Below are 26080 nucleotides of genomic sequence, written 5' to 3' on the forward strand. Positions count from 1 at the left end.
TTTTTATCTAATTTAAAATGAGTGAATATTCATTCATTTTTACAAAAGGAGGAGTAGTATGCTTTTTTTAAACCCTATGAACGTTAGTCAACAGGTGGAAGACGAGAAGACTAAAACTTTAATGGAAAAGACAGTAAAATTCTTTGAGGAAAAGGGACTTGATAATATAAAGGAAGAGGACCAAGCTTCTAAATGGTACGATGATTTCATTGAATTTCTAAAAGAGGAAGAAATTTTTGCTACGCTATTAACCCCAGCAGGTTATGGTGATGAAGATGCTAGATTCGATCTGTCTCGTATATGTGACTTTAGCGAGTTAACGGCATTTTATTCTTTAGCTTATCAATATTGTTATCAAGTGAGTATACTGGGTCTTGGCCCAATCTGGATGTCTAACAATGAGGAGCTAAAACAAAGAACAGGGAAGCTCTTGAAAGATGGGGGTATTTTTGCCTTTGGCATGTCTGAAAAAAAGCATGGAGCTGATTTGTACTCGAATCAAATGAAGCTATACACACAAGAGGATGGTTCCTATATAGGAAATGGTTCTAAATATTATATTGGAAATGCAAATAAAGCAGCGCTAGTCTCTGTATTTGGACGTATAGCTGAAACAGATGAATTTGTTTTTTTTACCGTTGAGCCAACTAATGATAACTATCATTTACAAAAGAAAATTAATACTTCGGGAGTTCGCCCTGCATTTGTTGGTGCATTTTCGATTGAGGACTATCCAATTACAGATGCTGAGATATTATCAAAAGGCCGTGCAGCATGGGATTCGTCATTATCGACAGTGAACATTGGGAAGTTTCAGTTAGGTTTTGCTTCAGCAGGAATTTGCCAGCATGCTTTTTATGAGGCGCTAAATCATGCGGATAATCGTGTATTGTATGGACAAAAGGTTACTGATTTTAACCATGTCCAAGATTTATTTACCGAGTCCTTTGTACGTATCATTGCCATGAAACTTTATGCATTAAGGGCTGTTGATTACTTTAGGTCTTCTTCTGAAGAAGATCGCAGGTACCTATTATTTAATCCGATTCAAAAAATGAAAGTAACGAAGCAAGGAATGGAAGTCATTGATATGCTTTTAGATATTGTTGCTGCCAAAGGATTTGAACAAGACACGTATATGGAATTAGCCATTCGAGACATAGGGATGATTCCACGCTTAGAGGGAACAAGTCACGTAAATATGGCTTTAGTTATTAAGTTTATGGAAAATTACTTTTTTAATAATGAAGAATTTGCGGAAATCCCTACCCGCCGTGAGGCAAAAGATGACTCTAATCTATTTAAACAAACGACTGGATCTTTAGGGAATGTAAAATTCCCAGACTATCGCCGTAGCTATGAGGGGGTAAATCACCCTAACGTGATAACGTTCAAAGAGCAGGTTGAGTTATTAAGAGAGATGTTATATAAAGCACCACTGACTAAAGAACAGCAAGAAAATAAAAATTATATGCTTCATTTAGGTGAACTATTTACAATGGTTGTTTACGCTCAACTGGTCCTAGAAAATGCTAAATTGTATCAAGTCAACGGTGATGTTATTAATCATATGTTTAAATTTATGGTAAGTGATTTTGCTCAATATGCTCTTGCACACTTGTCCAAATTTGAGAATACTTTGGAACAAACCGAGTTTTTAGAAAGAATGTTAAAACGACCACAAATCAATTTAGACCAAGAAAAGAATATTTGGAAAGAACAAGTCCTGCCATTAAAAGAAGCGCTGGCTGCTGTAGCAAAGTGATTTTTAATCCAGTAGTTGTTGAATATAAAGGTGGAATAGTAATTTTCAAACCTGTAATAAAAAAGTAGAAGATTGCTATGGAAAAATGAGCTCTCGGATGTCCGAAGCTCATTTTTTTCATAGTTATAGAACTCAACTACTTATGGATTTGTTGACCATAACCCAGCCGACTTAACAAACACTCTAGGGTGAAGTTTTAATCCTGCGACAAGCATATCAGCTAAATCTTCTGGGTGCATGACATTTTCAGGGTTTCCGGTAATAAGGTTTGATTCCACAGCTAAGTCTGTTACAACTGTACTTGGAGTTAGCGCTGTAACGCGAATATTATGTTTTCTCACTTCTAGCATGAGTGATTCTGTCAGTCCCATGACGGCAAATTTAGAGGCACTGTACGCGCTTGTAACAGGTGCACCTTTTTGTCCGGCTGTGGATGCAATATTCACAATATCTCCTGATTTTCTTTCGATCATTTGCGGCAATACCGCTCGAGTTACATGATAGACGCCCATTAAATTAACTCGGATGATGTTTTCCCATTCTTCTGGAGTTAAATCTAAAAAGCCTCCAAATTTAGCGACACCTGCATTATTGATAAGAATGTCGATAGAACCTAAATCAGATTGAATATGGTCAACAGCATGTTCAACGGCTTCTAAATTAGCGACATCAGCTGTTGCTGCAGATATGGTTACATCATAGGCTTTCAAATCTGAAGTGAGCTTTTCTAGGTTTGACATATTAAGTCCGAGTAAGCCAACATTCACTCCTTCTTTTGCTAGAGCGATAGCGATTGCTCGTCCAATTCCTCTGCCGGCACCAGTAATTAGTGCATTTTTTCCACTTAGAGAATTCAATGACAACACTCCTAATAAAAAAATAGTGACTAGAAACAAATTCATCGATAAGGTTAGTCTGTATAGGTTTTGCATAGAAAATATTTCTATTCGATATGGATAGTACTGGATGAATTGGGTAGTATAGGCCGCAACAGAGCATACTTATCCTATAGAGTAATAAGAGGAGTTTTTTGAATGAGAGGTCGAAATGAATGAAGTATAACAAGAATACGATATCTATCCTTTGTCTTTGTTTCATTTTATGTTCCGCGAATTTCTTAATACATCACCCTGTAGAAGCAAGTAGTACAGGCCATACTAAAGAAGCACACGTAAAAAATGTGATTTTTATGATACCGGATGGCTTTTCTGCTAGTTATACTACCAATTATCGCATCTATAAAGGTAGTGAGGCGTCAAGCCTGGACCCTTTGCTAGCAGGAATGATGAAGACGAGATCAGCAAATAATTCAGTTACAGATTCGGCGGCCGCTGCAACGGCAATGGCCACAGGATATAAAACCAATAATGATATGATTAGTATTTCACCTGAAGGAAGGCCGTTAGAAACGATTTTGGAAGCAGCCAAAAAAGCCGGAAAAGTGACAGGACTCGTTGCTACATCTACCGTCACACATGCGACCCCAGCTGCCTTTGCTGCACATGTTACGTCCCGTGATAGTAAAGCAGAAGTAGCCTTGCAAATGATAGAAATAGTCGATGTCCTTCTTGGTGGCGGGAAGCGATACTTCTTACCGCAATCAGCTGGCGGGTTGCAAAAAGAACGGAACTTAATAGAAGAATTACAGCAAAAAGGGCATTCATTTATAGAAAATCGGGATGAGCTTTTAGAACTTGATGCAAGTACAAATCAATTTTTCGGTTTATTTACCACAGGTCCGATGTCACCAGAACTTGATCGTGACGTTACAGAGCAACCGAGCTTAGCTGAAATGACAACAGCTGCAATCACTGCGTTAAGTCAACATGATAATGGTTTTTTCTTAATGGTGGAAGGAAGCCAGATAGATTGGGCTGGACATGCTAACGATGCCGCTTGGGCAATGAAGGATATAGAGGCGTTTGAACAAGCAGTTGAAATCGCTTTGGATTTTGCAAAAAACGAAAAACATACATTGGTAGTTGTTGTTGGAGATCATGATACAGGCGGAATGAGTGTAGGAGGGTATGATGAATACGAAGCCAAAGCAGAAGTCCTTCGCGACGTAAAAGCAACCGGTAAATATATGGCCAAGCAATTAAATTCTAAAAGAAGTAATGTAAACGATATTTTGAAAACATACGCAAACATTGAACTTACAAAAGAAGAAGCTAAACGAATTAAAAAAGCCGCTGACAAGAATTTGGTTTATGTCATTAACAATATTATTAGTGAACGTGCCTGCATCGGCTGGACGACAAAAGTACATACTGGGGTGGATATTCCGTTATATGCGTACGGGCCTGCTTCGGAATGGTTCCGTGGTTCAATCGATAATACGGATGTGCCAAAACTGATGGCTAAGGCGATGGACATACCATTTCTGTCCACGGATGACTATTGATAGAGCTGTTTTGTATTAAACATCGGGTAGTATCAAGCACCGTGTTTGTTAGAGGGAACTAACAGACACGGTGCTTTTCTTATAAAACTTAGGATTGAAGATATGGTCACTTGGTGAATAGATAAAATGTTAAAGAGCTGTTAGGGATTGAGAAATTTCATAATTTTACCTATGCATAAAAGAATATTGTTTGTCATCATAGCTATTTAATAATAGTTTACTAAAGCTAAGTTGGTGGAAGTTTTAGTTTTTGGTTAATTTTGAAGATTTTCAATAATAGTTTTCTCCATTATAGTGAACACACAAGATTTTTTAGAGGCACTAAATGAATTGTGTGGAATCAAAATCTTTGGCCAAAGTTTTGATATAAACTAATCAATGGAGGTATTGAATGAAAAAACTTTTAATATTATTACTTGTCTTGGGTATCGTTTTCAGTACTGGGTTAGTTTCTGTAGCAGCAAACCAATCAACGGGTGAAAGTAGCGAAGAGTACTTAGTAATGTTTGATGGACCAGCCCAAAAAGGCATTTTTCATGCTTTTGGTGTAAAAGATAAAGACATTCTTCGTGAATTCAGTCTTAAACCGGTATTTCATCTAGAATTAACTTCAAATCAAGCTCGAGGATTACAAAATCACCCACAAATTAAATATGTTGAAAAAAATGCAGAAGCACAAGCATTCGGTCAAACAGTTCCTTGGGGAGTACCGCACGTCCAATCAACTGAAGTCCATAATATGGGGCAAACAGGAACCGGTGTTAAAGTGGCGATTTTAGATACAGGTATTGATAATACTCACGAAGATCTAGCTGCGAATGTTAAAGGAGGACACTCCGTATTTACCGATACTGCCAACAAAGATCCATTTTATGATGGAAGTGGTCATGGTACACACGTTGCTGGAACCGTTGGCGCAATTAACAATGATCTAGGAGTCATTGGAGTTGCTTATCAGTCGGATTTATATGCCGTTAAAGTTTTAAATAATGATGGCAGTGGTTCTTATGCTGGTATTGCAGAAGGAATTGAATGGTCTATACTTAACGGAATGGACATTATTAATATGAGTTTAGGAGGATCTCAATCTTCTTCTATTCTAAAAGAATTTTGTGATCTCGCAAACGATGAAGGTATACTAGTGGTGGCAGCAGCAGGAAACAGTGGCAATCGTGGAGGAAACAATGACAGTGTCGGTTATCCAGCAAAATATGAATCTGTTATTGCTGTAGCAGCCATTGACCAAAATAATAACCGTGCTTCTTTTTCAAGTACTGGCCCTGCAGTAGAGCTTTCGGCTCCTGGAGTAAGTGTATTAAGTACAATTCCTGGTAATGGTTATGCTTCTTATAATGGTACGTCGATGGCATCACCACATGTTGCAGGTGTGGCTGCGCTTATATGGGGAGAGCATTCTCATTTAACAAATCAAGAATTGCGCCAATTACTGAAGGATACAGCTATGCATTTAGGAAGTAGTAATCAATACGGGAACGGATTAGTTCAAGCTAAAGCTGCAATCGATTTTGTACGTTAATTAATATAAATAAGTGATAAGGAAAAATAGGCACCCCTATATTTTTAGGGGCGCCTAATTTTTTTTCAAGGGTTATGGTTGATATCATCCTATTCTTTAGTGTTCTGAAGGCAATTCCGTAGGATTAGTAAGTGCTTCTCCAAATGCCACTTCTACAACTGTTTCATTCAACGCATTCGAAGGGAAAGGGAAATTGCCGAAGTTTCCTTGTAACATTAAACCAAAAACTAAGCATGAAAATGTAATCATAATTCTTCTTTTCATATAAATACCACCTCTTCTTATGAATATATTAGATTGTAACTCATTTATTATATTTTCAATTAATAGAATATTATGATTATATTTGAAAATATAGTATTATATCAAAGTTTAAATTCCTTTTATCTCAGGTGATATAACTCTAAGCATAACTTGTTTAAAACATTACAAAGAATTCATTTGATAGGGGGAAACGATATGGATACGCTAGGAATAATAATTAAAGAATTACGCTTACAACGAGGAATGTCCCAGAAAAATTTGGCGAAGGGCATATGCACGCAAGCTCAAATTAGTAAAATTGAGAAGGGATATGTTCTACCGCTGACATCGACTTTACATAGCTTAGCGGAAAGGCTTGGTACAAATGTTAATTACATTTTAGATTTAACCATCTATAAAAAGTTAGATTATGTGATTGAAGTCCAGTCCCAAATGAGGCAGCTAGTAAGAAAAAAGAAGTATGGTGAACTCTACGAACAAGTTCAGCTTGAAAAAGCAAGTCCGTTATTCCAAGAGGTAGATAAATACCGTCAGTTTGTGATCTGGCATGAAGGGATTTGCGAATATCACTTTAATCATAACGCAAAGAAAGCTTTAACAGTTTTACAAGAGGCATTAAGGATTACAAATGTTAGTGAACAAGTATACTCAGAGCGGGAAATAGAAATAGTCAACAGTATGGGGATCATTCATTTTGAAACAGGGCATTATGATGAAGCTATTACCAACTATGTTAAAGCATTAAAACAGTTCCATAATGATAACAAACCTACAGATATAAGAGTCCGCTTATTGTATAACTTAGCTAAAGCACTTACAAGAAAAGAGCAGTATGAGGATTCTATTGAACAGTGTAAAAAAGCAATACAACTGTGTATGAAAAATCATCTGATGTATCTATTAGGAGAACTTCATTACCATATCGCTTATAATTTCATGTTAATTGCTAAATGTGAAAATGCATTACCACACTTTGAAAGTGCTATATCCATATTTAAATTACAAGGAAATCTAAGATATATAGAGTATATCCAGCTAAAGATGGAAGAAGTCACAAAGTCGTAGTATGTTTGTTCAGGATATTTCGTTTAGTGCTGGAATTAAACAAAGTGGCAAAAGTGTAAGAGTAAGGGCAGATATAAGAGGGCTCTCTACATAATGAATGTATCTGTTTTTTCTCTTTTTGAAGCATTAGCCTTTCAATTGTTTCTAGTACATCCGTTGCAAAGTATATAAGGGGACTCACAGGCCCTTATTCCTGTCGAATGTTTAGTTTTTCATGTTTTTGAGGACTCAGAAGCCCTTATTTACTACTATTTGTGATGTTTCCCAGTGATTATGATTAAATAAGTGCCTGTGAGTCCGGGAAATATCCAAATACGAAGGTTTTCGATAAAATAACGGCCTCTCAGTCCGTAAATTAGAAAAGCATTAGCAACCCAATTGATTGGCTCCAATCCTTACGCCGTAAAGTAAACGTATGGGACTTTCTACCCTCGGTGCCAGGTACCATCGCTAAAGTTGCAGCGCTGTTTGCTTCTGACGTCAAATGTGTCCAAAAAACCAGAAAAGGAAAGCTCGCCCTCAGCGCTTATCACACCACGCAATCCCTTGCCACCACTAAGAAAGAACCCTTCCCCGTTTCCTGTTTGCCACAAATTGCTCACGTTTCTGCCACGGAATTATCAACGCTTTGTAACAGAATTGTTTATTTTGTGATATATTTCACAAACAATTCAGGTATACACTATACATATAGTTTTATATTGATATAGAAACGTAGTTAGAGGAGGGGAAAAATGGAGTCGGTTGAATTTAGTCGCTATTTAACAATGTTGACGCTGTCGGTACACGTAGTTTTTGCAACAGTTGGTGTTGGTATCCCTGTCATGATTATGCTTGCTCATTGGATCGGTCTCAGAAGACAAGATGAACATTATCTTTTAATGGCTAAACGTTGGGCTCGTGGTTATGTCATCAGTGTAGCCGTTGGTGTTGTAACGGGAACCGCGATTGCACTGCAACTTGCGCTATTATGGCCTAGATTTATGGAATTTGCCGGTCAGCTTGTTGCACTACCGCTATTTATGGAGACATTCGCCTTTTTCTTTGAGGCCATTTTCCTCGGAATTTATTTATATACATGGGATCGATTTAAAAATCCAAAGCATCACTTTTATCTACTTGCTCCAGTTGTATTAGGAGCTACAATGTCCGCATTATTTATTACGTCAGTTAATGGGTTTATGAATACACCACAAGGGTTTACATTAATGAACGGTGAGTTAGTAAATATTTCACCACTCCTTGCAATGTTTAACCCAGCAATGCCTACAAAAGTAGCACACGTTTTAACGTCTGCCTATATGACTTCGGCTTTTGTACTGGCTTCAATTGCTGCTTTCCACCTGCTGCGTGGAAGTCGTCATGAATATCATCGTAAAGGCCTTGCTTTAACGATGAAGGTCGGCTTTATTTTTTGTGTGGCAACAGCACTTGTTGGAGATTTATCTGGAAAGTTTCTAGCAGAATATCAACCTGAAAAACTAGCAGCTGCAGAGTGGCACTTTGAAACAGAAGCGGAAGCACCGCTTGTCTTGTTTGGTGTGTTAACCGAAGAGAATGAAGTGAAGTATGGTATTAAAATTCCTTATGCACTTAGTATTCTTGTTCATAATCATCCATCTGGAGTTGTAACAGGATTGAATGATATTCCAGAAGAGTATCATCCGCCATACATTATTCATTACATGTTCGACATCATGGTAACGATCGGTGTAGGGTTAACTGTTCTTTCGATGATTTATTGGATTGCATTATCACGAAATTGGACATTTATAAAAACACGTGCGTTTCGTTTCTTACTCGTTACAACTGGCCCATTAGCGATGCTCGCTATACAAGCTGGCTGGTGGTTTACGGAAGTCGGTCGTCAACCTTGGATTATGAGAGGGTTTATGACGACTGCAGAAGGTGCAACGGATTCACCTCACGTTTGGATTATGTTTATTGCATTTGCTGTTCTTTACTTTATCTTGATGGTTGGAACAGCGGTTGTATTAGTTCGTATGTTTAAAAAGAATCCAGTGGAGCGTGAGTTAGAGAAAATTGCGAACGAACAAAGGAGTGTTGCAAGATGACGATTGAGATTATAGGAATATCAGTCTTATGGTTGTTCCTATTTGGCTATGTCATTGTAGCCTCCATCGATTTTGGAGCTGGATTTTTCAATGCTTCGACGATCGTAACGGGGAAGCATCATATCGTAAACAATGTCATTCAGCGATATTTATCACCAGTTTGGGAGATTACAAATGTATTTCTTGTATTCTTCTTTGTTGGAATGATTGGGTTTTTCCCGAAAACTGCTTATTATTTTGGGACGGTTTTATTAATACCGATTAGTATTTCGATTATTTTGTTGGCGTTACGAGGGAGTTATTATGCATTTGGAACGTATGGTTCGAAGGGGCATAAGGGATATACACTCATGTACGGAGTTACGGGTGTTCTTATCCCCGCTTCATTGTCCACGGCTCTAATTGTCTCTCAAGGTGGCTTTATTCGCGAGGCATCTTGGGGCGGGATTGAGCTAGATTATTTAGCGTTGCTCACGAGTCCATTTGCGTGGTCGATCGTGGTGCTTAGTCTAGTTAGTGTGTTATTTATATCAGCAAGCTTTTTAGCTTACTATTCTTCAGTAGCAGAGGATCAAAAGGCACTCCGCTTGTTCCGTAAATATACTTGGATTTGGAGCTTTCCGACGATCATCACAGCCTTAGGAATTATCATTGAAATGAAATGGCACAATCCTGCACATTTTGAAGGCTTGCTTTCCCTTTGGTGGGTATTTGCTGTATCATTTATATGCTTTGTCGTTAGTTTATGGTTCTTACAAACAAGACAATACGGTTGGTCATTTATTTTCGTTGTTCTTCAATTTGCTTGTGCTTTCTATGGCTATGGCGTGTCGCGCTATCCGTATTTACTGTATCCGCACTTAACGATTTATGACAGTTTTACGAATGAAACAATGGCTTATGCATTGATTGTGGTATTTATCTTAGGGTTAATGCTGCTCATTCCGTCGCTATATCTAGTGTTTAAACTGTTTGTGATGAATAAGCCTTACATTAAAAAAGGTAATGTATAAGGGGGAAACAATGATGCACAACTTTTTACTGTTTTACGCACCGCTCCTCGTTGTCGTGCTTGCGATGATTTTTTCCTTATTCGTAGCCGCTAAAAGTACAAAGTACGAGGACTAGACAATGAAAACACTTCAAAAGCTTGCTAAGGCACAAAAGGGGCGGTACTATACACTATTTGCAATAGCCATTGCATTCGGTTTTGTCATGATAATGCAAGCGTATTTGATTGTTTCAATTGTTGATGATCTTTTCTTAAATCAAGTTTCGTTTGATCAAGTAACAGCTTTCTTATTACTCTTATTAGCCGTCTTTATTTTCAGGTCTGTGCTCTCGTATTGGAGTGGGAAGATCGGCTTGATAATGGCGGCTCAAGTTAAAGCAGATTATCGTAAACGGCTGCTACAAGCGTACTCTCGACATTCATTAATGTCATCTTACAAAGGACAATCTGGACAAAAGGTAAGTGTCATGATGGATGCCGTCGATGAGCTTGATAACTTTTTTAGTAAGTATGTTCCGCAACGAATTATTACGACTGTTGTTCCAGTGATGATCCTAGTCGTCGTTTTCACGCAGCACGTATATTCTGGGTTAATTCTCTTATTTACGGCCCCGTTTATTCCGATATTTATGATTATTATTGGTAAAATGACGCAAGAAAAATCAGAGGAAAAGCTGGATAGTTTAACGGCTTTCTCAGGGCGGTTTTTGGATACACTTCAAGGTCTTTTGAGCTTAAAGTTATATGGACGTTCGAAGCATTACAAAGAAGCGATTCGTCAAAGTAGTTTGGAGTTTCGAGATGCAACGATGAAAATCTTAAAAGTAGCTTTTACTTCGTCCTTAATGCTCGAGTTTATTTCGATGCTGAGTATTGGTCTAGTTGCTTTAGAGTTAGGGTTTCGGCTCGTTGTATTCAATGAAATTAGTTTCTTTACAGCTTTTTTTATCCTTTTACTAGTTCCTGAATTTTATAATCTATTGAAGGAGCTGGGGAGTGCTTTCCACGCAGGCCGCAGCAGTACGGGGGCGTCCGACAAAATTGAACGAGAGCTTTCACAAGCAGAACAAACTCATACATGGGGGAACCGTTCATTGTCAAAAGGACCCGCTACACTAGAATTAAGAAACGTTAGCTTTCAATATGAGACAAATGGTTTTACATTAAACCATATAAATGCCGAGTTTCCAATGAGTGGTCAGACTGCGATTGTTGGGAAAAGTGGTTCTGGTAAAACAACATTACTTCATATTGTTGCAGGATTAATCCATCCGCAAGAAGGAAAAGTATTCATAGATGGACATGAGCGTTCAGAGTATAAAGAAGAAGATTGGTTCAGCCAAATAAGCTATATCACACAACATCCTTATCTATTTGCGGGAACAATTACTGAGAATATTGCTCTCGGTTCAAAAGCATCTAAAGCTCAAATTGAGGAAGCTGCAGTTAAAGCGGGCATTTCTGATCTAATAGAAACGTTGCCTGAGCGGTATGATACTCCAATTGGCGAAGGTGGAAGAGGACTTTCTGGTGGTGAAAAACAACGAATCGCATTAGCTCGCGCTTTTCTTAAAAAGCCATCAATTGTACTTTTCGATGAACCAACAACGGGTCTTGATTTATTCACCGAGCAAATTTTACAAAAATCTATTAAGGACTTAGCTCAAACGTCAACAATCATTACGGTTGCACACCGGTTACAGACAATTAAAGAAGCTAATCACATTTTGTTTCTAGAAAATGGAGAATTAAATGCTCAAGGGACTCATGAACAGTTGAAAGCTTCTGTTTCATCTTACAAGAAACTGTTCTCTAAAAACGGAGAGGAGGAGTAGTGATGAATGAGTTATTGAATACGACCCGAATTATCATGTTAAAAAAGAAAGATGTGATTTTGTCTATCGTATTTGCCTATATTGCAGGAATAACGGCTGTTGGTTTATTTGCTGCAAATGGTTATCTAATCTCACAAGCTGCTCTCCAACCCCCGTTATATGTACTATTAATTATGGTTGCCGTTGTAAAGATGGGCAGTATTTTACGTGCAACGAGTCGGTACGGAGAGCGGTATTATTCCCATAGAGCGACATTTACCATGTTAAGTGATTTACGTGTTCATTTCTTTGACAGATTGGAAAAGCTTGCGCCAAGCTTGTTAACTAAATATCGCAGTGGTGATCTACTTGCCCGTATCGTTGGTGATGTGGAGAGTTTGCAAAACTTCTTTCTTCGAGTTTTGTACCCACCGATTATTATGGTGACTGTTTTTCTGAGTACAATTTTATTTGTATCCTTTTATTCGATTGCAATTGTTATATTACTGACATTTGGTCTAATTTTAACAGGGATACTAATCCCAGCTTGGTTTGCGTACAAGCAGAAAAAAGTTAGTAATCGTATTCGGGAGGAACGAGGCCATTTATCTACAGAAGTAACCGAATGGTTTCACGGCTTTCGTGAGTTAAAAATCCACCAAAAGTTAGAAGAAAAAGAACAACAGCTTATTGCTGCATCTAATGACTATATTCAGGAGGATCAACAAGCAGGTCAACATTCCTTGTATAATCAATCGATCAATACCGCCGTTTCATTAATTATCGTCTGGGCTGTTTTGGCAGTTGGAGCGTACTCAGTGGCCAATGGAAGCTTAGATGGACTTTTTCTAGCAATGCTCGTGATGGTTAGTCTAACAGTATTTGAACATTCGACACCGATGGCAGCTTTCCCCGTTTATTATGAAGAAAGTGAGAGAGCAGCGACGCGTCTGGGCTCAGTTGTAAAAGAAGATGATACATCATTAACTTCGACTGTCGAGATGCGTTCTTTTCCAAGTAATGCACCTTCGATTGAACTAAAAGGAATTCAGTTTGCTTTTCCAGGAGAGCAACGTAAAACATTGAGTGATGTGGACTTATACTTGCCAGCTGGTTCTAAAACAGCGATCGTTGGGCCAAGTGGATCTGGTAAATCAACACTGTTGAATTTGATGTTGAAATTACAAACGGCGAATGTTGGTGAACTTTTAATAAGTGGTACCAATATAAACGAGCTTAAACAAGAAAGTGTTTGGGAAAACGCCAACGTTATCTTGCAAGAAAATCACTTTTTTCATGGAACGGTTAAAGAAAATCTTCTATTAGCATCGAACGATTTGACAGATGAAGACCTAAAACAGTTACTAGCCGATGTTCAGCTTCCGCACCTTGAATTATCTGATACGGTCTTGGAGAAAGGGCAAAACTTATCAGGTGGAGAAAGACAACGGCTTGCGATGGCCCGGGCTGTTGCAAAAGGTGCATCTTTCTGGCTACTCGATGAACCGACTTCATCACTAGATTCATGGACAGAACAACGCCTGTATGAATTATTGTATAAAAAGGCAAAGGAAGATACGGTAGTTGTTATTAGTCACAGGCTTGAAGGGCTAGAACAGATGGACCAAATTATCGTCATGGATCAAGGAAAAATAGTGGAGAAGGGTACGTTCACAGAACTTATGAAGACTAGAGGATATTTTTATCAGTTAAAACAAATTGAAAAAAGTATATTAAAATAAAAAAATGAAGCCTATATACCTTAAAAACTAGGTGAAGGTTTAAACAAGGTCGCTGCGGTCATTAGAACAAAAGAATAGAAGATGTATTTTCATTAAGAGGACTCTTTAAATAGAGTCCTCTTTTATTTGTCGTAATAGCCTTACCCAATGTTATAATCTTAATAATATTAAATTGGAATATAAAAATATACTACATAAGTAGATTTGAAAAACTATTAGTCTAGAAAGAAGGTAGGATTATTTTGGAAGGAATTGAACAATTATTGTTAAATGTCCTTTTTGTCATTGTTTTTTTACTATTTATACCTATTCTTGTAGAAATGAATGCACAAAGATTATCGAAAATCCAAAAGAATTGGCTCATGATTATATCAGCTTCTTTCGCAATTATAAGTTGTATATCGTTTCCAATTACTGTAATGGATGGATATATTTTTGATTTACGCCTTGTGGTACTGACAGTTGCAGGCCTTTACGGAGGGGTTTCTGCTAGTATTCTATTAGCTACAGTTACAGTTATGTATCGTTTTTTAGTAGGCGGGGCTGGGGCTTCTGCTACGTTAATCGTCGTTATTATAGTTTTATTTTGTATCATATTATTAACCGATTATTTCCGAAAAACATCCCGTAAGAAAAAAATAATTTTAGGGAGTTCTCTTTCCCTATTTGCAGCTTTGTTGGCTATTATAAATTCAACGCTGATATTTGGTGCGCCTTTCTCTTATGTCTTTCTCTTTACCTTCTTGACCTTAACATTCTGTACGGCTTTTTTCACAATTTATCTTTACGAGGTTTTTCAAGAAACTCTTTTAATTAAAAAACGAATTATTAAGGCGGAAAAAATGGATATCGTCAGTCATCTTGCTTCTTCAGTTTCACACGAAGTTCGAAATCCGTTAACGGTGATTAAAGGCTTTTTACAAATGATGGAGCAAAACGATATTCCAGAAGAGCAAAGAAAGAAGTTTATAAAGATATCCATAGAAGAAGTGGATCGGGCTAATGATATCATTCGTAATTATTTAACATTTGCCAAACCTTCACCTGAAAATAAAAGAAAATTGAACGTGAAAGAAGAATTAGAAAGGACAATTCAAATCATTACACCATTAGCTAATATGAACGGTGTTGAAATAGCAACAAAGCTTGAAAGTCATTTTACTGAAGGTGAGACTCAAGCTTTTCAACAATGCCTATTAAATTTAACTAAAAATTGTATAGAAGCAATGCCAGACGGAGGGAGGCTGTATATAGTAACGAAGGAAGAAAACGGTGAACTCGTAATAGAAATTTCTGATAATGGGAAAGGCATGACCAAAGAACAAGTGTCCAGGTTAGGGGAACCATACTTTACAACAAAGGGGAGGGAAGGAACGGGTCTTGGGATGATGGCAGCTATCAATATTATTGAGACAATGGCTGGGAAGTTAAGTGTAACGAGTAAAGTAAATGAAGGCACAAATTTTCATATTCGATTGCCAATTGTAGAGAAGGCTTTTTAAAGTCAGAAAAACCGCATTCTATTTTCTTTATCGCTAAAAGGGCCTTTAAATATTATTGATAATTCAATAATACAAAAGTACTAGATGAATATATCATAAGTGGAATGGTAATATGTGTTGATATTTAGTTTAATAAGATAAACGATATTACTATCGTTTTACCGGTAATTGGTCAGTGAATGTTCATTAGACCAGTGCCGGTTTTTTTATAAACCTCTCTTAAGTGATCACCTTTCAATTTATTCTATTAAAATATATAATTGTTTAAATAACCATTTGGTAGGGGGAAATAAAATGGTTAATCAATTAAATGCACAGAAGAAAGAAAAAATTGCAAATGTTTACATGACCACTATTTCCATTATTGGTTTTCTAGCTGTCATTGTTAGTTTTTTTTATATTGATTTGAGTAACAATCTTATTATATTTACACTACTTGTTCTTTTTTTATGGATTACTGAATTTTACCCTTTTCCGGTTTGGAGAGGTTATACAACTCTAAGTTTTCCGATCATTTTTACAATTGACCTTGTGTATGGTCTGGCAGTCATGATTATTGTGTATTCGATGATTGTCCTCATTGTTAACTTAGTTCAGAAGCGTCCATTTAGAGTCATCTGCTTTAATCCGGCACAACTTATATTGAGTTACCTAGTAGCTAAAGGGTTAATATACCTTTTATTTATAACGCTTCCTATTACGTATTCTACCTCTACTTTAGTGGTGGAGATAGTTCTCATTACAGCTTTGTTCTACATGTTCAATAATTTAATAGTTGATATTGTATTATTAATTCGACCTCAACCGTACCCAATCGTCTTATGGAGAAAAAAGACAGTAACAGAATTTCTAAGCTTCTTGTTTTCAATTACTTATATTCTATTGCTATACATTTTAGGCGGGCAAGATCGAGGGGTTATTGATGGATTTTCATTCTTTTTCTTTTTTTCGCCGCTCATTGGACTTTCCTTACTAGGAGCAAGTAATTCCAGATTGCGAAAAGAAAAGAATCGGTTAAAAACATTATTTTCAATTACTAAGCAATTAAATAAACGACTTCCTTCTCAGGATTGGATCGACTCTTTGAAAGACGGCATTGAGAAGTTATTAGGTGCAGAAGCGACAATGCTTTGGATAAAAGAGGAAGGAGAATGGAAATTAGTTTTACAGGAGGGGCGTATAAAAACTGGTTCTAACAGTGACCGATATTGTTCTAATTTTGATGAGATCGAAAAACCGACTGTTTTTGGTGATCACCGAAAGGAAGATAACTCGCTCTTTGCTTTTTTTGAAGATGGATTAAAGGCCTCCGTCTTTGCGCCGCTATACATCGAAAACGAGTTAGTAGGTATGCTAATCGTAGCTCGAAGCAGAACATACAGTTTCAATGAGGAAGATGTACAAATGATTTATGCGTTAGCTAATCAACTAGCTGTTGTTGTTAAAACCAGGTTGTTAATTTCTGAACAGGAAAAACGTGTTGTATTAGAAGAAAGAAATCGAATTGCTAGGGAAATTCACGATGGAATTGCCCAAACATTAGCGGGTGGAATTATGAAATTAGAAACGGTAAAGCGAAAGTGGGATGTAGAACCTAAAAAATCAATATTAGTTATTGAGGATAGTCTCGATAAACTTCGTCATAGTCTTAAAGAAGTAAGAGAGGTTATTTATGCATTGCGTCCGTACCCTACTGAGCATGTGAGTCTGCAACAGGCCATACAAAAACGAATATCTGTATTAGAGGGAGAGCTTAACCTTCCTATATCGTTTGATATACGGGGTGAACCGATCGTACTTAATAATCAAGTGGAAAAAGTGATGTTTGATACGTTACAGGAGAGCTTACAAAATATAGTAAAACATGCGAAAGCTGAAAAAGTAGAGGTTCAGCTAAGCTATCAAGCAGAACATGTGCTGTTAAAAGTTAAAGACGATGGACGAGGCTTTTCGTTGATGGATGCGATGATAAAAGCGCGTGAAGGTTCTCATTTTGGAATTATTAGTATGAATGAGGAGGCTAAAAAAATTGATGCATCTTTACAGATTGAAAGTCGACGTGGTGAAGGAACGGTTATTATGTTAAAAGTCCCTAAACAATAAAAGAAGGAGGAATTCGCTTGATCACTGTTATGCTTATTGATGACCACACGGTATTAAGAGATGGTTTGAAAAGTATTCTAGAGATGGAAGAGGATATATCTGTCATAGGTGAGGCTGAATCTGGTGAAGTCGCCCTCATAGAAATCCCCAAATTAAATCCCGATGTCATTTTATTAGACATAAATCTTCCCGGACAAAATGGAATTGAGATTACTAGAAAAATAAAGGGAACTTTCAAAGAAATAAAAATAATAATACTTACTATGCATAGCCACGAAGAGTATTTTATGTCAGCGATCAGAGAAGGTGCTGACGGGTATTTGTTAAAAGATGCTCCTTCAGATCAAGTGATTGAAGCGGTTCGAACGATAATGCGTGGGGAAGCAGTGATACATCCTTCGATGACAAAGAAATTACTAAATTTTCACCAGCAACAGAGTAGTGTGATAAAAGAAACAGAACTGACTGAGCGTGAGAAAGAAGTGTTAACTTGTTTAGTTCGTGGACTAAGTAATAAGGAAATCGCTGAACAGTTATTTATTAGTGATAAAACTGTGAAAATTCACGTCAGTAAAATCTTTAAAAAAATTAATGTGAAAAGCCGTTCACAAGCTGTAATACATGCTATTCAACATCAACTAGTTCCTACGGTAGAATAATTAATACTTTGGTAGTAGTACATAACAGTACTTCTGCCATTTTTTTTTATATCCTCCGAGTAATAGTTTAAAAGAACTTTAACAGCCATAATTAGATTAATAGTTAAATTATTCTGATAACAAAAAGGGGGAAAATTGGATGAAGAAGTGTTTTACTAGCTTTGTGGCATTTGTATTTATCATGTCATTACTTGTGTCAACTTTGCCGTATACAGTAGAAGCTACTAAGTTAGCATCTATCGATGAGAAATTGAAAAAAGTGTTACAGACTGCTACAACACCAGTTGAAGTAATTGTAACATTTGCTGGGGAAGGTGCTCCAACAGAAGCGAATATTAATCTGTTAAAGAAAGTTGGAATTGAAACGGGTGTGACTCTAGAGAATCTTCCAATTGCCGGAGTGTTAGCAACTCCAAAACAGGTAGATTTACTTAGTCAAGAGCAATCTGTTCGGTCTCTATACTTTAATAGTAAGGTAGAGTTCGAAAATGCAGAGGCCACTGCTTTAACGGGAGTCGATAAAGTTAGAATAGACGATCAAATGCGAAAGTTAAATGGTGGATTTCCTGTTACGGGTAAAGGTGTATCAGTAGTAGTAAATGACAGCGGGGTTGATGGTACACACGATGACCACAAGTTTGGTGACCATTTATTGCAAAATGTCTTAGCTTCAACAAATCTTAATTCAATTAGTGGATTATTACCAATTACTTATGTAGAAGATGTACCGAATACGGATAATAGTTCAGGGCACGGCACTCACGTAGCCGGAACTGTTGGTGGTACAGGTGCAAAATCTGGTGGTAAACATGAAGGGGTAGCCCCTGGTGCTGGTCTGATTGGGTATGGATCTGGTGCTGGTGTTGCTATTCTTGATACAATCGGTGGGTTTGATTACGCCCTAACAAATCAAATGAAATACAATATTCGAGTAATTACAAATTCCTGGGGAGCAACGAGTGATGCAGGAACCGACTTTGATCCAAATCATCCAGTGAATGTAGCAACAAAAAAGCTTTATGATCGTGGAATTGTTACTGTATTTTCAGCAGGTAATTCAGGTCCTGGAGAGTCTACAATTACAGGAAACTATAAAAAAGCACCATGGGTTATCACAGTTGCGGCAGGGACCAAACAAGGGAAGCTTACTAACTTCTCATCACGTGGTGTAAAAGGAAAAGGTGGTACAGTAACAGTTGATGGAAAGCAGTGGACGTGGGAAGACCGTCCAACGATAACAGCTCCAGGACAAGATATTATTTCGACACGTGTAGTATCGCCGACCACTGGTTTAAGTGCGACAAAGGATGCAGAGCTAATTGAACCAGCTCATCTTCCGTATTATACAACAATGAGTGGAACTTCAATGGCTGCTCCTCATGTAGCTGGGATTGTAGCGCTATTACTGGAAGCGGACCCTACATTATCTCCTTTAGAGGTAAAGCAAATCATTCAAGACACAGCAACGAATATGCCTGGGTATGAAGCATGGGAAGTTGGGGCCGGCTATGTTAATGCCTATGCTGCAGTAGATCAAGCTTTAACTGGGAAAAAATATGGTCAAACACTAAATCTGAATAAAAAATTTAATGCAAACGCTAAGATGGAAACGAAAAGAGAAGCTATTTCTCTAGAATACACTCCATTGTTAGGTGGTAGTTTATCATTTACGGTCGAGGAAGGGTTAACAGAAATAGTTGCCAAGATTGATGCAAAAGGGTTACTTGGTGAAACTGGAAATACAGTAAGGCTAACGCTAATTGACCCGACAGGTGAGGTATATAGCTCAGGAATTCCAGTATTATTTACTTTAGCAACTAGCCGGACTGTCCAAGTGGCTGCTCCTAAACCAGGGAAATGGACATTAGAAGTGAGTGATTTAAATGGTGTCGGTTTGCCTGAAACGATAGAGGGGGAGCTTGCTTTTAGCAAGGTAAGTGAATTTTCTGGGTTAGAGGACCTGGCCAACCATCCTGCTGCTGCAGCAATCAAAGTAGGGGTGACACATCGTCTACTAGACTCGTATTCAAATGGTAAGTATCGTCCAGATCGTAACATAACGAGAGAAGATTTGGCACAGTTTTTAGTAATGGGTGCAGGAATTCGTCAAAGTTTATCAACTGACACGTTAAATCCGTACATTGATGCTGTTGTAACTAGAGGTGCAGCTCTTCAGGATCTAAATCAGGTGAATGATGGGGTTATGCGTCTAGCTGAAAATGGTAACTTTGACGCTAAAGGAACGGTAACACGAGCAGAGCTAGCTTATTCTTTAGTTCAGAGTTTGGGCTTACAGGAAAAAGCAAAAAAACATGAAGGTGATGTGACAGTTCTTTACAGTGGCTCAAGAATAAAGATTGAAGATGGTGATCAAATTCCGGCAGATTTAAGAGGGTATGTTCAATTAGCACTTGATTTAAACATTCTTCATGCAACATTTACTGTAAATCAAGGTCGATTTGATCTTCAACCAACTATTCATGCGAAGTTTGAACCAAACGAAAACGTTACAAGAGGTGAGTATGCAGTAGCAATTACTAGATACTATGCAACATACTTACAACCATAAAAAGTAAAACTAGAATAATAGGAGCAGAAATCAATAATAATTAAAGGGGCTGAACAGATGCGAAGGCGATTACTTTATTTCTTTATTGCACTACTTGTAATCCTTCCAGTTATTAATCTTGGTGGCACACAAGCCAATGCGTTAAGCGGGATTCTGCAAAAAACAATTGGTAGTGTAAAGACGACGATTGACCCTCAGTTAGAAAAAGTTTTAGCGACTGATATTGAGTTGGTAGAAGTTGTTGTAACTTTTCATGGAGATGGACCACTTGATCATCAACACGTAGGGATTTTAGAAAAAATAGGTATCGAAAGAGCGTTGTTGATGAAAAGTCTGCCTATTGCTGGTGTTCTAGTTACAAAAGCACAAGTAGAGGAATTAGCAAAAAGTGAAGAAATTCGGTCACTATATTTAAATGCAGAACTAGAATACTTCAATGCGGCTTCCAATGATTTAACAGGCGTGAAAAAAGTCCGTACAGACGATCAAATGCGTAAGGCAAATGGTGGTTTTCCTATTTCAGGTAAAGGAATAGGAGTTGTTGTAAATGATAGTGGAGTCGATGGTACACATGATGACCATAAGTTTGGAAAGAACTTAGTTCAGAACGTATTATCGACAACCAATCTAAATGCTTATAGCGGTCTTCTTCCCATCACATATATTGAGAATGTAATTAATACAGATACGAACTCAGGCCATGGTACACATGTAGCAGGAACTGTAGGTGGAACGGGAGCTAAATCTGGGGGGAAATATGAGGGTGTCGCCCCGGGTGCTAGTTTAATTGGTTATGGTTCCGGTGGTGCACTATTTATCTTAGACGGAATCGGTGGATTTGATTACGCTATTACCAATCAAAGAAAATACGATATACGAGTAATTACAAATTCTTGGGGGTCGTCAGGTGACTTCAACCCGGATCACCCAATTAATGTAGCAAGTAAACAAGCATATGATCGAGGAATTGTGGTCCTTTTCGCAGCTGGAAATTCAGGACCGTCTGAAAATACGCATAACCCTTATGCAAAAGCGCCATGGGTAATTTCAGTAGCTGCTGGAGTGAAAGACGGAACATTAGCTAATTTTTCGTCAAGAGGCACAAAAGATAAAGGTGGAAATTTCACAGTTAATGGAAGAGATTGGACATGGAAAGATGAGCCAACAATAACGGCTCCAGGGGTAGATATTATCTCGACACGAGTAATTGCTCCATTATCAGCACTTTCTGCTCAAAAAGATACTCAAATGATTGAACCAGCTTATTTACCTTATTATGCTACAATGAGTGGTACTTCGATGGCAACTCCACATGTAGCTGGTATTGTGGCTTTAATGCTCGAAGCAGACCCATTATTATCACCAGATGAAGTTAAAGAAATTCTTCAACGAACTGCAACTAGTATGCCAGGGCGTGAGTCATGGGAGGTTGGTGCTGGTTACGTGAATGCGTATAAAGCAATAGAGGAAATTCTTTTTCAAAGGTAAAAAATAGAAAATATACAAAAGAGTAGGTCGGGTTTTAATGATCTACTCTTTTTGATTCTTTATTATTAAAATATGTTTTATCTGTTAAAAATAATTAAAAGATTATCAAAAAATCAGGGTTTTTCCTGAATTACTTTTTCTTAAAAACCAGATAAAATGATTATAGATAAAAAAAAGAAATTTAGTGGAGATGTAGTTGAGATGCATATATTAGAGGAACTTAATTTAAAAACGTCTAGTGATTTTGCAGCAATAGCTTTAGTAGTTCCAATCAGTCATCACATTTGCTGGGGAGATGCAGTCGGCAGTATCAACGAAAGGTATAAGGGGATGCGGAAAAAGTACGGTAGTGGTTTAATCGGTGCAGTTGCTCGTCATGGACGAATTATTGTCATTGATGACAGTTACCCAAACGTAGATCAGAAAAGATTAGAATCACCGATCATGCTTGCAGAAAAACTCTTTGCAGCAATTGCTGCACCTATTTTCCTTGAAAATCAGATAAAAGGAGTTTTACTTGTAGGAAGCCGAAGAAACCGCATTTATTCACAAGAAGAAATTGAAACAATTGCTGAAAAGACAAATGAAATCGGATTGCTTTTAGGCGTTGAAAGTAACTAACAAATACCAAGAATATAGAGTTTATCCCCCATGTTGCCACTAATAATATATAAGAGTAATAGGACGATGCTGCTTTTTAAGTAATTTTTAAAAGGTGAAATCGTTTTTTTTTTGTTTGGCTCTTTTCTCAAAATTGTTGATTGCTTTTGAATGTAAGCCAAGCGAATCGTTATCGGTACCTCAGATAGGAAGATATAACATGAATCAAATAATTATATAAAAAAAGGTTGGTATATTAAAATATAATAAAAAGTTGGTATAATGAAAATGGAACGCTATGTAATTAAAAATTTCCATTTCAATGTAAGGTAATTTGATATACTATTAATAACGTTAGTACTATAAAATTAGTAGAAATAAACCAGATAGGATACTGTAGAAAGTGAGGTATGAGTATGATTAAGCTCCTTATCGTTGATGACCATATCGTTGTACGTTCAGGCCTAACTATGCTTTTAAACGGTAAAAATGATATAGAAGTAGTAGGGGAAGCAGCTGAGGGAGATGAAGCGATTCGAAAGGCACAGGAATTGAAGCCTGATGTAATCTTGATGGATTTAAGTATGCCACAAGGGAAAGGCGGCTTAGCTGCTACAACTGAAATTAAAAAGCTGTTGCCTGACACTGCAGTCTTAGTTTTGACGATGCACGATGATGATGAATATTTATTTAATGCGATCCATGCAGGAGCTTCAGGGTATATCTTGAAAAGCTCACCTCATGAAGAGTTGCTAGCAGCCATCCAATCTGTATATACAGGAAATGCTTACTTAAATCCGACAGCTACAAAGCGATTAATGAGTGAGTATATGGAAAAGCTAAGCGATGGTGGAAATTCTAAAACCTTTGAATCCCTGTCTCAACGTGAAAGAGAAGTGCTTGAGTGGATTGCTAAAGGTTATTCTAATAAAGAAATTGCTGAAAACCTCATTATTAGCGTAAAGACTGTTGAAACACATAAAAGTAATATTATGGAAAAGCTTCACTTTAAAACGAGACCGGAATTAGTGAAATACGCATTGCAGAAAGGATTGCTTAACTTTGACTAATGATAAAGTCTTTGATAGAGAGTCTAAAGGTTATGAACAAAACGAATTGGGTCTTTTAATGCAAATTGATCAACATATCGAAGACTGTTCATTTCGAGATGACCTAAAGCAATCACTCAAAGAAATGACAGATATTCGTTTTGCATTAGATGAATCAACCATTGTAGCTATTACCAATCATAAAGGTCAAATTAAATATGTTAACGATAAGTTTTGTCAGATTTCTAAGTACAATCGAGATGAACTTATTGGACAAGACCATAGAATTATAAACTCAGGTTATCATGACAAAGCGTTCATGACTAACTTATGGAAAACGATATCTTCGGGCAAAGTTTGGAAGGGTGAGATTAAAAATAGAGCGAAAGATGGTTCCTATTATTGGGTGAACACGACGATTGTTCCGTTTTTATCAAGTGAAGGTGCACCTTATCAATACTTGGCGATTCGTAATGAAGTAACACAGTTAAAGAAGGCAGAAGAAGAGTTAAAATTGATGATGAACCGAGTATTAGAAATCCAAGAAGAAGAACGTAAACGGTTCTCACGTGAGCTGCATGATGGGATTGGACAAAGCTTATTTTCTTTAATTATCCATATGGATCGAATGATGAGTGAGGATAATTATTCTTCCATGCAAACACTACGTAATGAAGTATCAGGAATTATGGAAGAGGTTAGAAGTCTAGCTTGGGATTTACGACCATCCTTGCTAGATGACCTTGGTGTTGTTCCTGCTATTAATCGACACATTGATAAATTCTCTCAGTACTACGGTATAGATGTTCAATTTGATTGTGATTTACGTCATCGTCTGGATATGCAAAAAGAAACAACCATCTATCGAATCATTCAAGAGTCGTTAACGAATATTGCTAAGTATGCAAACGTTTCTGAAGCTTATGTAACGTTAACTGAAACTGCCGATCACGTCCAGGCCATAATTAAGGATGAAGGAAAAGGGTTTGTTCGAAATAATGGGAAGGGCGTCGGTCTCTTTAGTATGGAAGAACGTGCGAGAAGTGTAAATGGCACTTTTGATATTCAGTCTGATCTAGACAAAGGGACGACAGTAACATTAATTGTCCCAAAAGCATAATCTTTCACATATGATTGGATTAGTAAAAGCCAAGCGAACAATCGCTTGGTTTTTTTTTATAAAAGAAAAAGGATGATAAATTTGAAGAGGTCTAGTTCCAGCGCCTAGTGAGCGACTAGCAAGACTTCGCTCACCCTCGATATGATAGGTCAACATCTGTTCTCTAACGATCACCATGTTGTCGTATAGTTTCCGGCATAAGGAATGGTGATCAAACTTGTTACGGACTGAGAGGCTCTTATTTTAACAAAAACCTTCATATTTGGATATTTCCCGGACTGAGAGGCCTTTATTTAATTAAAATCACTAATAAATATCATAAAATATTAGTAAATAAGGGCTTTTGAGTCATCTAAATCAAGAAAACTAGACTTTCCACAGGAATAAGGGCCTGTGAGTCCCCTAAATTAAATTCAAAAAGTTGCACTCGACTCAATTTGAGGACTAAGTTAAAACTTAGATTTATATTATTCCTAATTATGGATAGTAATCTACTTAAACTTATTGTTTTCTACTAGTTTCTGAGTGATCTTTGCCAATTATAGGGGTTTTCGCTACTAAAAAATTCAGGAATTCTCCCGATAACAATTTGATGAAACAGTTGGTATGATTTAGGAAAGACATCAACGAAGGGAGTTACTTTAAAATGCTTAGTCTATTCGGAACATTTTTAATTTGCTACATATTGTTGATGATGCATCATAGTAGACTCTCAAACAGTTAATTGCAAACAAATTTAGTAACACCAAGTTATTATTAGGAACAAAAGTTCTTTAAACTTTTTAAAATAAAAAATTGAAATTGATGGAGGTAAATGAATTATGAATACTTCAACATTATTAGTGGCTTATGATGGATCTGAAACGAGTAAAAAAGCGCTCTTGAAAGCAAAGGAGATCGCAGAACAAAACAACGAAACAACTCTTTTAGTTGCTACTGTCTGGGATTTACCCAATGCTAGTTATGAAGCGCACAACTATCAATATATGACAGAAATTTACCAAAAAGAAGCTGAGGAAAGAATTAAAGAGGTTGAGGAACTAATTCAAGATTTACCAAATGAAAAACAAACATTCATTTTAAAAGGTCATGCAGCTAATACGATTATTGAATTTGCTGAAAAGAAAGAAGTAGATTTGATTGTGCTAGGAAATAGAGGATTAGGTGGAATTAAGCGCTTCTTTCTTGGAAGTGTAAGTTTCCATGTTGTACAAAAAGCTCCATGCGATGTATTTGTTGTCAAATAAATACTAGTCTACAAGAAACCCAATTCAAGTTTAGATTTCATTCAATAGGTTATAGAATTATAATA

At 37.1% G+C, this 26080-nt stretch carries 21 protein-coding genes; 18 read left to right on the forward strand and 3 right to left on the reverse strand.

Features of this window, described 5'->3' with window-relative positions; all coding sequences use genetic code 11:
- The first annotated feature begins 58 nt into the window (after positions 1–58).
- Entirely contained in the window at positions 59–1765 is a 1707-nt protein-coding gene (locus AC2VNP_RS08080) for an acyl-CoA dehydrogenase family protein (RefSeq protein ID WP_486916836.1), read from the forward strand.
- Positions 1766–1905: 140 nt separating this feature from the next.
- Here AC2VNP_RS08080 and AC2VNP_RS08085 read toward each other — a convergent pair whose 3' ends face one another.
- Positions 1906–2622, reverse strand: coding sequence for a 3-ketoacyl-ACP reductase (locus tag AC2VNP_RS08085; RefSeq protein ID WP_486916837.1), 717 nt, complete (start codon positions 2620–2622; stop codon positions 1906–1908).
- A gap of 194 nt (positions 2623–2816) precedes the next feature.
- On the opposite strand from AC2VNP_RS08085, the gene AC2VNP_RS08090 reads away from it, so the two are divergent.
- Entirely contained in the window at positions 2817–4169 is a 1353-nt protein-coding gene (locus tag AC2VNP_RS08090; RefSeq protein WP_486916838.1) for an alkaline phosphatase, read from the forward strand.
- 391 nt (positions 4170–4560) lie between these two features.
- On the forward strand, positions 4561–5706 hold the full coding sequence (locus AC2VNP_RS08095; RefSeq protein ID WP_486916839.1) for a S8 family peptidase: 1146 nt from the start codon (positions 4561–4563) through the stop codon (positions 5704–5706).
- Between the two features lie 96 nt (positions 5707–5802).
- On the opposite strand, the gene AC2VNP_RS08100 is transcribed toward AC2VNP_RS08095, so the two are convergent.
- The gene (locus AC2VNP_RS08100; protein ID WP_486916840.1) at positions 5803–5970 is read right to left on the reverse strand and encodes a hypothetical protein; all 168 of its coding nucleotides are present in this window, start codon (positions 5968–5970) and stop codon (positions 5803–5805) included.
- A 195-nt stretch (positions 5971–6165) separates the two neighbouring features.
- On the opposite strand from AC2VNP_RS08100, the gene AC2VNP_RS08105 reads away from it, so the two are divergent.
- On the forward strand, positions 6166–7035 hold the full coding sequence (locus tag AC2VNP_RS08105; RefSeq protein WP_486916841.1) for a helix-turn-helix domain-containing protein: 870 nt from the start codon (positions 6166–6168) through the stop codon (positions 7033–7035).
- Between the two features lie 355 nt (positions 7036–7390).
- On the opposite strand, the gene AC2VNP_RS08110 is transcribed toward AC2VNP_RS08105, so the two are convergent.
- The gene (locus AC2VNP_RS08110; protein WP_486916842.1) at positions 7391–7519 is read right to left on the reverse strand and encodes a hypothetical protein; all 129 of its coding nucleotides are present in this window, start codon (positions 7517–7519) and stop codon (positions 7391–7393) included.
- Positions 7520–7769: 250 nt separating this feature from the next.
- On the opposite strand from AC2VNP_RS08110, the gene AC2VNP_RS08115 reads away from it, so the two are divergent.
- The 14 genes from AC2VNP_RS08115 (at position 7770) to AC2VNP_RS08180 (ending at position 26015) form a co-directional block, all read left to right on the forward strand.
- Positions 7770–9110: a cytochrome ubiquinol oxidase subunit I gene (locus AC2VNP_RS08115; protein ID WP_486916843.1), complete on the forward strand. Its 1341-nt coding sequence runs from the start codon at positions 7770–7772 to the stop codon at positions 9108–9110.
- Positions 9107–10123 carry a cytochrome d ubiquinol oxidase subunit II gene (locus tag AC2VNP_RS08120; protein ID WP_486916844.1) on the forward strand — a complete coding sequence of 339 codons (1017 nt, stop codon included), beginning with the start codon at positions 9107–9109 and terminating at the stop codon, positions 10121–10123. Before AC2VNP_RS08115 ends, AC2VNP_RS08120 begins: the two co-directional genes overlap by 4 nt.
- A gap of 13 nt (positions 10124–10136) precedes the next feature.
- Positions 10137–10238 (forward strand): cytochrome bd oxidase small subunit CydS family protein, encoded by a 102-nt coding sequence (gene cydS, locus AC2VNP_RS08125; RefSeq protein WP_486916914.1) that lies wholly within the window; start codon positions 10137–10139, stop codon positions 10236–10238.
- A 3-nt stretch (positions 10239–10241) separates the two neighbouring features.
- A complete protein-coding gene (gene cydD, locus AC2VNP_RS08130; RefSeq protein WP_486916845.1) occupies positions 10242–11957 on the forward strand; it encodes a thiol reductant ABC exporter subunit CydD in 1716 nt (571 codons plus the stop codon).
- Positions 11958–11959: 2 nt separating this feature from the next.
- Positions 11960–13678: a thiol reductant ABC exporter subunit CydC gene (gene cydC, locus AC2VNP_RS08135; protein ID WP_486916846.1), complete on the forward strand. Its 1719-nt coding sequence runs from the start codon at positions 11960–11962 to the stop codon at positions 13676–13678.
- 242 nt (positions 13679–13920) lie between these two features.
- Positions 13921–15180: an ATP-binding protein gene (locus AC2VNP_RS08140; RefSeq protein WP_486916847.1), complete on the forward strand. Its 1260-nt coding sequence runs from the start codon at positions 13921–13923 to the stop codon at positions 15178–15180.
- A 294-nt stretch (positions 15181–15474) separates the two neighbouring features.
- Positions 15475–17283 carry a GAF domain-containing sensor histidine kinase gene (locus tag AC2VNP_RS08145; RefSeq protein WP_486916848.1) on the forward strand — a complete coding sequence of 603 codons (1809 nt, stop codon included), beginning with the start codon at positions 15475–15477 and terminating at the stop codon, positions 17281–17283.
- Between the two features lie 17 nt (positions 17284–17300).
- On the forward strand, positions 17301–17942 hold the full coding sequence (locus AC2VNP_RS08150; RefSeq protein ID WP_486916849.1) for a response regulator: 642 nt from the start codon (positions 17301–17303) through the stop codon (positions 17940–17942).
- 139 nt (positions 17943–18081) lie between these two features.
- Positions 18082–20511: a S8 family serine peptidase gene (locus AC2VNP_RS08155; protein WP_486916850.1), complete on the forward strand. Its 2430-nt coding sequence runs from the start codon at positions 18082–18084 to the stop codon at positions 20509–20511.
- Between the two features lie 57 nt (positions 20512–20568).
- Positions 20569–21999 (forward strand): S8 family serine peptidase, encoded by a 1431-nt coding sequence (locus AC2VNP_RS08160; protein ID WP_486916851.1) that lies wholly within the window; start codon positions 20569–20571, stop codon positions 21997–21999.
- Positions 22000–22155: 156 nt separating this feature from the next.
- Positions 22156–22620: a GAF domain-containing protein gene (locus tag AC2VNP_RS08165; RefSeq protein WP_486916852.1), complete on the forward strand. Its 465-nt coding sequence runs from the start codon at positions 22156–22158 to the stop codon at positions 22618–22620.
- Between the two features lie 395 nt (positions 22621–23015).
- A complete protein-coding gene (locus AC2VNP_RS08170; RefSeq protein WP_486916853.1) occupies positions 23016–23669 on the forward strand; it encodes a response regulator transcription factor in 654 nt (217 codons plus the stop codon).
- Positions 23670–23727: 58 nt separating this feature from the next.
- Complete coding sequence (locus tag AC2VNP_RS08175) at positions 23728–24768, forward strand: sensor histidine kinase (protein ID WP_486916915.1); 1041 nt, start codon at positions 23728–23730, stop codon at positions 24766–24768.
- Positions 24769–25589: 821 nt separating this feature from the next.
- Positions 25590–26015: a universal stress protein gene (locus AC2VNP_RS08180; RefSeq protein WP_486916854.1), complete on the forward strand. Its 426-nt coding sequence runs from the start codon at positions 25590–25592 to the stop codon at positions 26013–26015.
- Positions 26016–26080 lie beyond the last annotated feature (65 nt).

The organism is Alkalihalobacterium sp. TH-98, assembly GCF_057473385.1.

Bases quoted from the DNA above. Each gene is read 5' to 3' on its own strand.
- AC2VNP_RS08180 (WP_486916854.1), top strand. From the start codon at position 25,590: ATGAATACTTCAACATTATTAGTGGCTTATGATGGATCTGAAACGAGT.
- AC2VNP_RS08090 (WP_486916838.1), top strand. From the start codon at position 2,817: ATGAAGTATAACAAGAATACGATATCTATCCTTTGTCTTTGTTTCATT.
- cydD (WP_486916845.1), top strand. From the start codon at position 10,242: ATGAAAACACTTCAAAAGCTTGCTAAGGCACAAAAGGGGCGGTACTAT.
- AC2VNP_RS08105 (WP_486916841.1), top strand. From the start codon at position 6,166: ATGGATACGCTAGGAATAATAATTAAAGAATTACGCTTACAACGAGGA.
- AC2VNP_RS08170 (WP_486916853.1), top strand. From the start codon at position 23,016: ATGATTAAGCTCCTTATCGTTGATGACCATATCGTTGTACGTTCAGGC.
- cydS (WP_486916914.1), top strand. From the start codon at position 10,137: ATGCACAACTTTTTACTGTTTTACGCACCGCTCCTCGTTGTCGTGCTT.
- AC2VNP_RS08155 (WP_486916850.1), top strand. From the start codon at position 18,082: ATGAAGAAGTGTTTTACTAGCTTTGTGGCATTTGTATTTATCATGTCA.
- AC2VNP_RS08080 (WP_486916836.1), top strand. From the start codon at position 59: ATGCTTTTTTTAAACCCTATGAACGTTAGTCAACAGGTGGAAGACGAG.
- AC2VNP_RS08160 (WP_486916851.1), top strand. From the start codon at position 20,569: ATGCGAAGGCGATTACTTTATTTCTTTATTGCACTACTTGTAATCCTT.
- AC2VNP_RS08095 (WP_486916839.1), top strand. From the start codon at position 4,561: ATGAAAAAACTTTTAATATTATTACTTGTCTTGGGTATCGTTTTCAGT.
- AC2VNP_RS08100 (WP_486916840.1), bottom strand. From the start codon at position 5,970: ATGAAAAGAAGAATTATGATTACATTTTCATGCTTAGTTTTTGGTTTA.
- AC2VNP_RS08115 (WP_486916843.1), top strand. From the start codon at position 7,770: ATGGAGTCGGTTGAATTTAGTCGCTATTTAACAATGTTGACGCTGTCG.
- AC2VNP_RS08165 (WP_486916852.1), top strand. From the start codon at position 22,156: ATGATTATAGATAAAAAAAAGAAATTTAGTGGAGATGTAGTTGAGATG.
- AC2VNP_RS08145 (WP_486916848.1), top strand. From the start codon at position 15,475: ATGGTTAATCAATTAAATGCACAGAAGAAAGAAAAAATTGCAAATGTT.
- cydC (WP_486916846.1), top strand. From the start codon at position 11,960: ATGAATGAGTTATTGAATACGACCCGAATTATCATGTTAAAAAAGAAA.
- AC2VNP_RS08175 (WP_486916915.1), top strand. From the start codon at position 23,728: ATGCAAATTGATCAACATATCGAAGACTGTTCATTTCGAGATGACCTA.
- AC2VNP_RS08120 (WP_486916844.1), top strand. From the start codon at position 9,107: ATGACGATTGAGATTATAGGAATATCAGTCTTATGGTTGTTCCTATTT.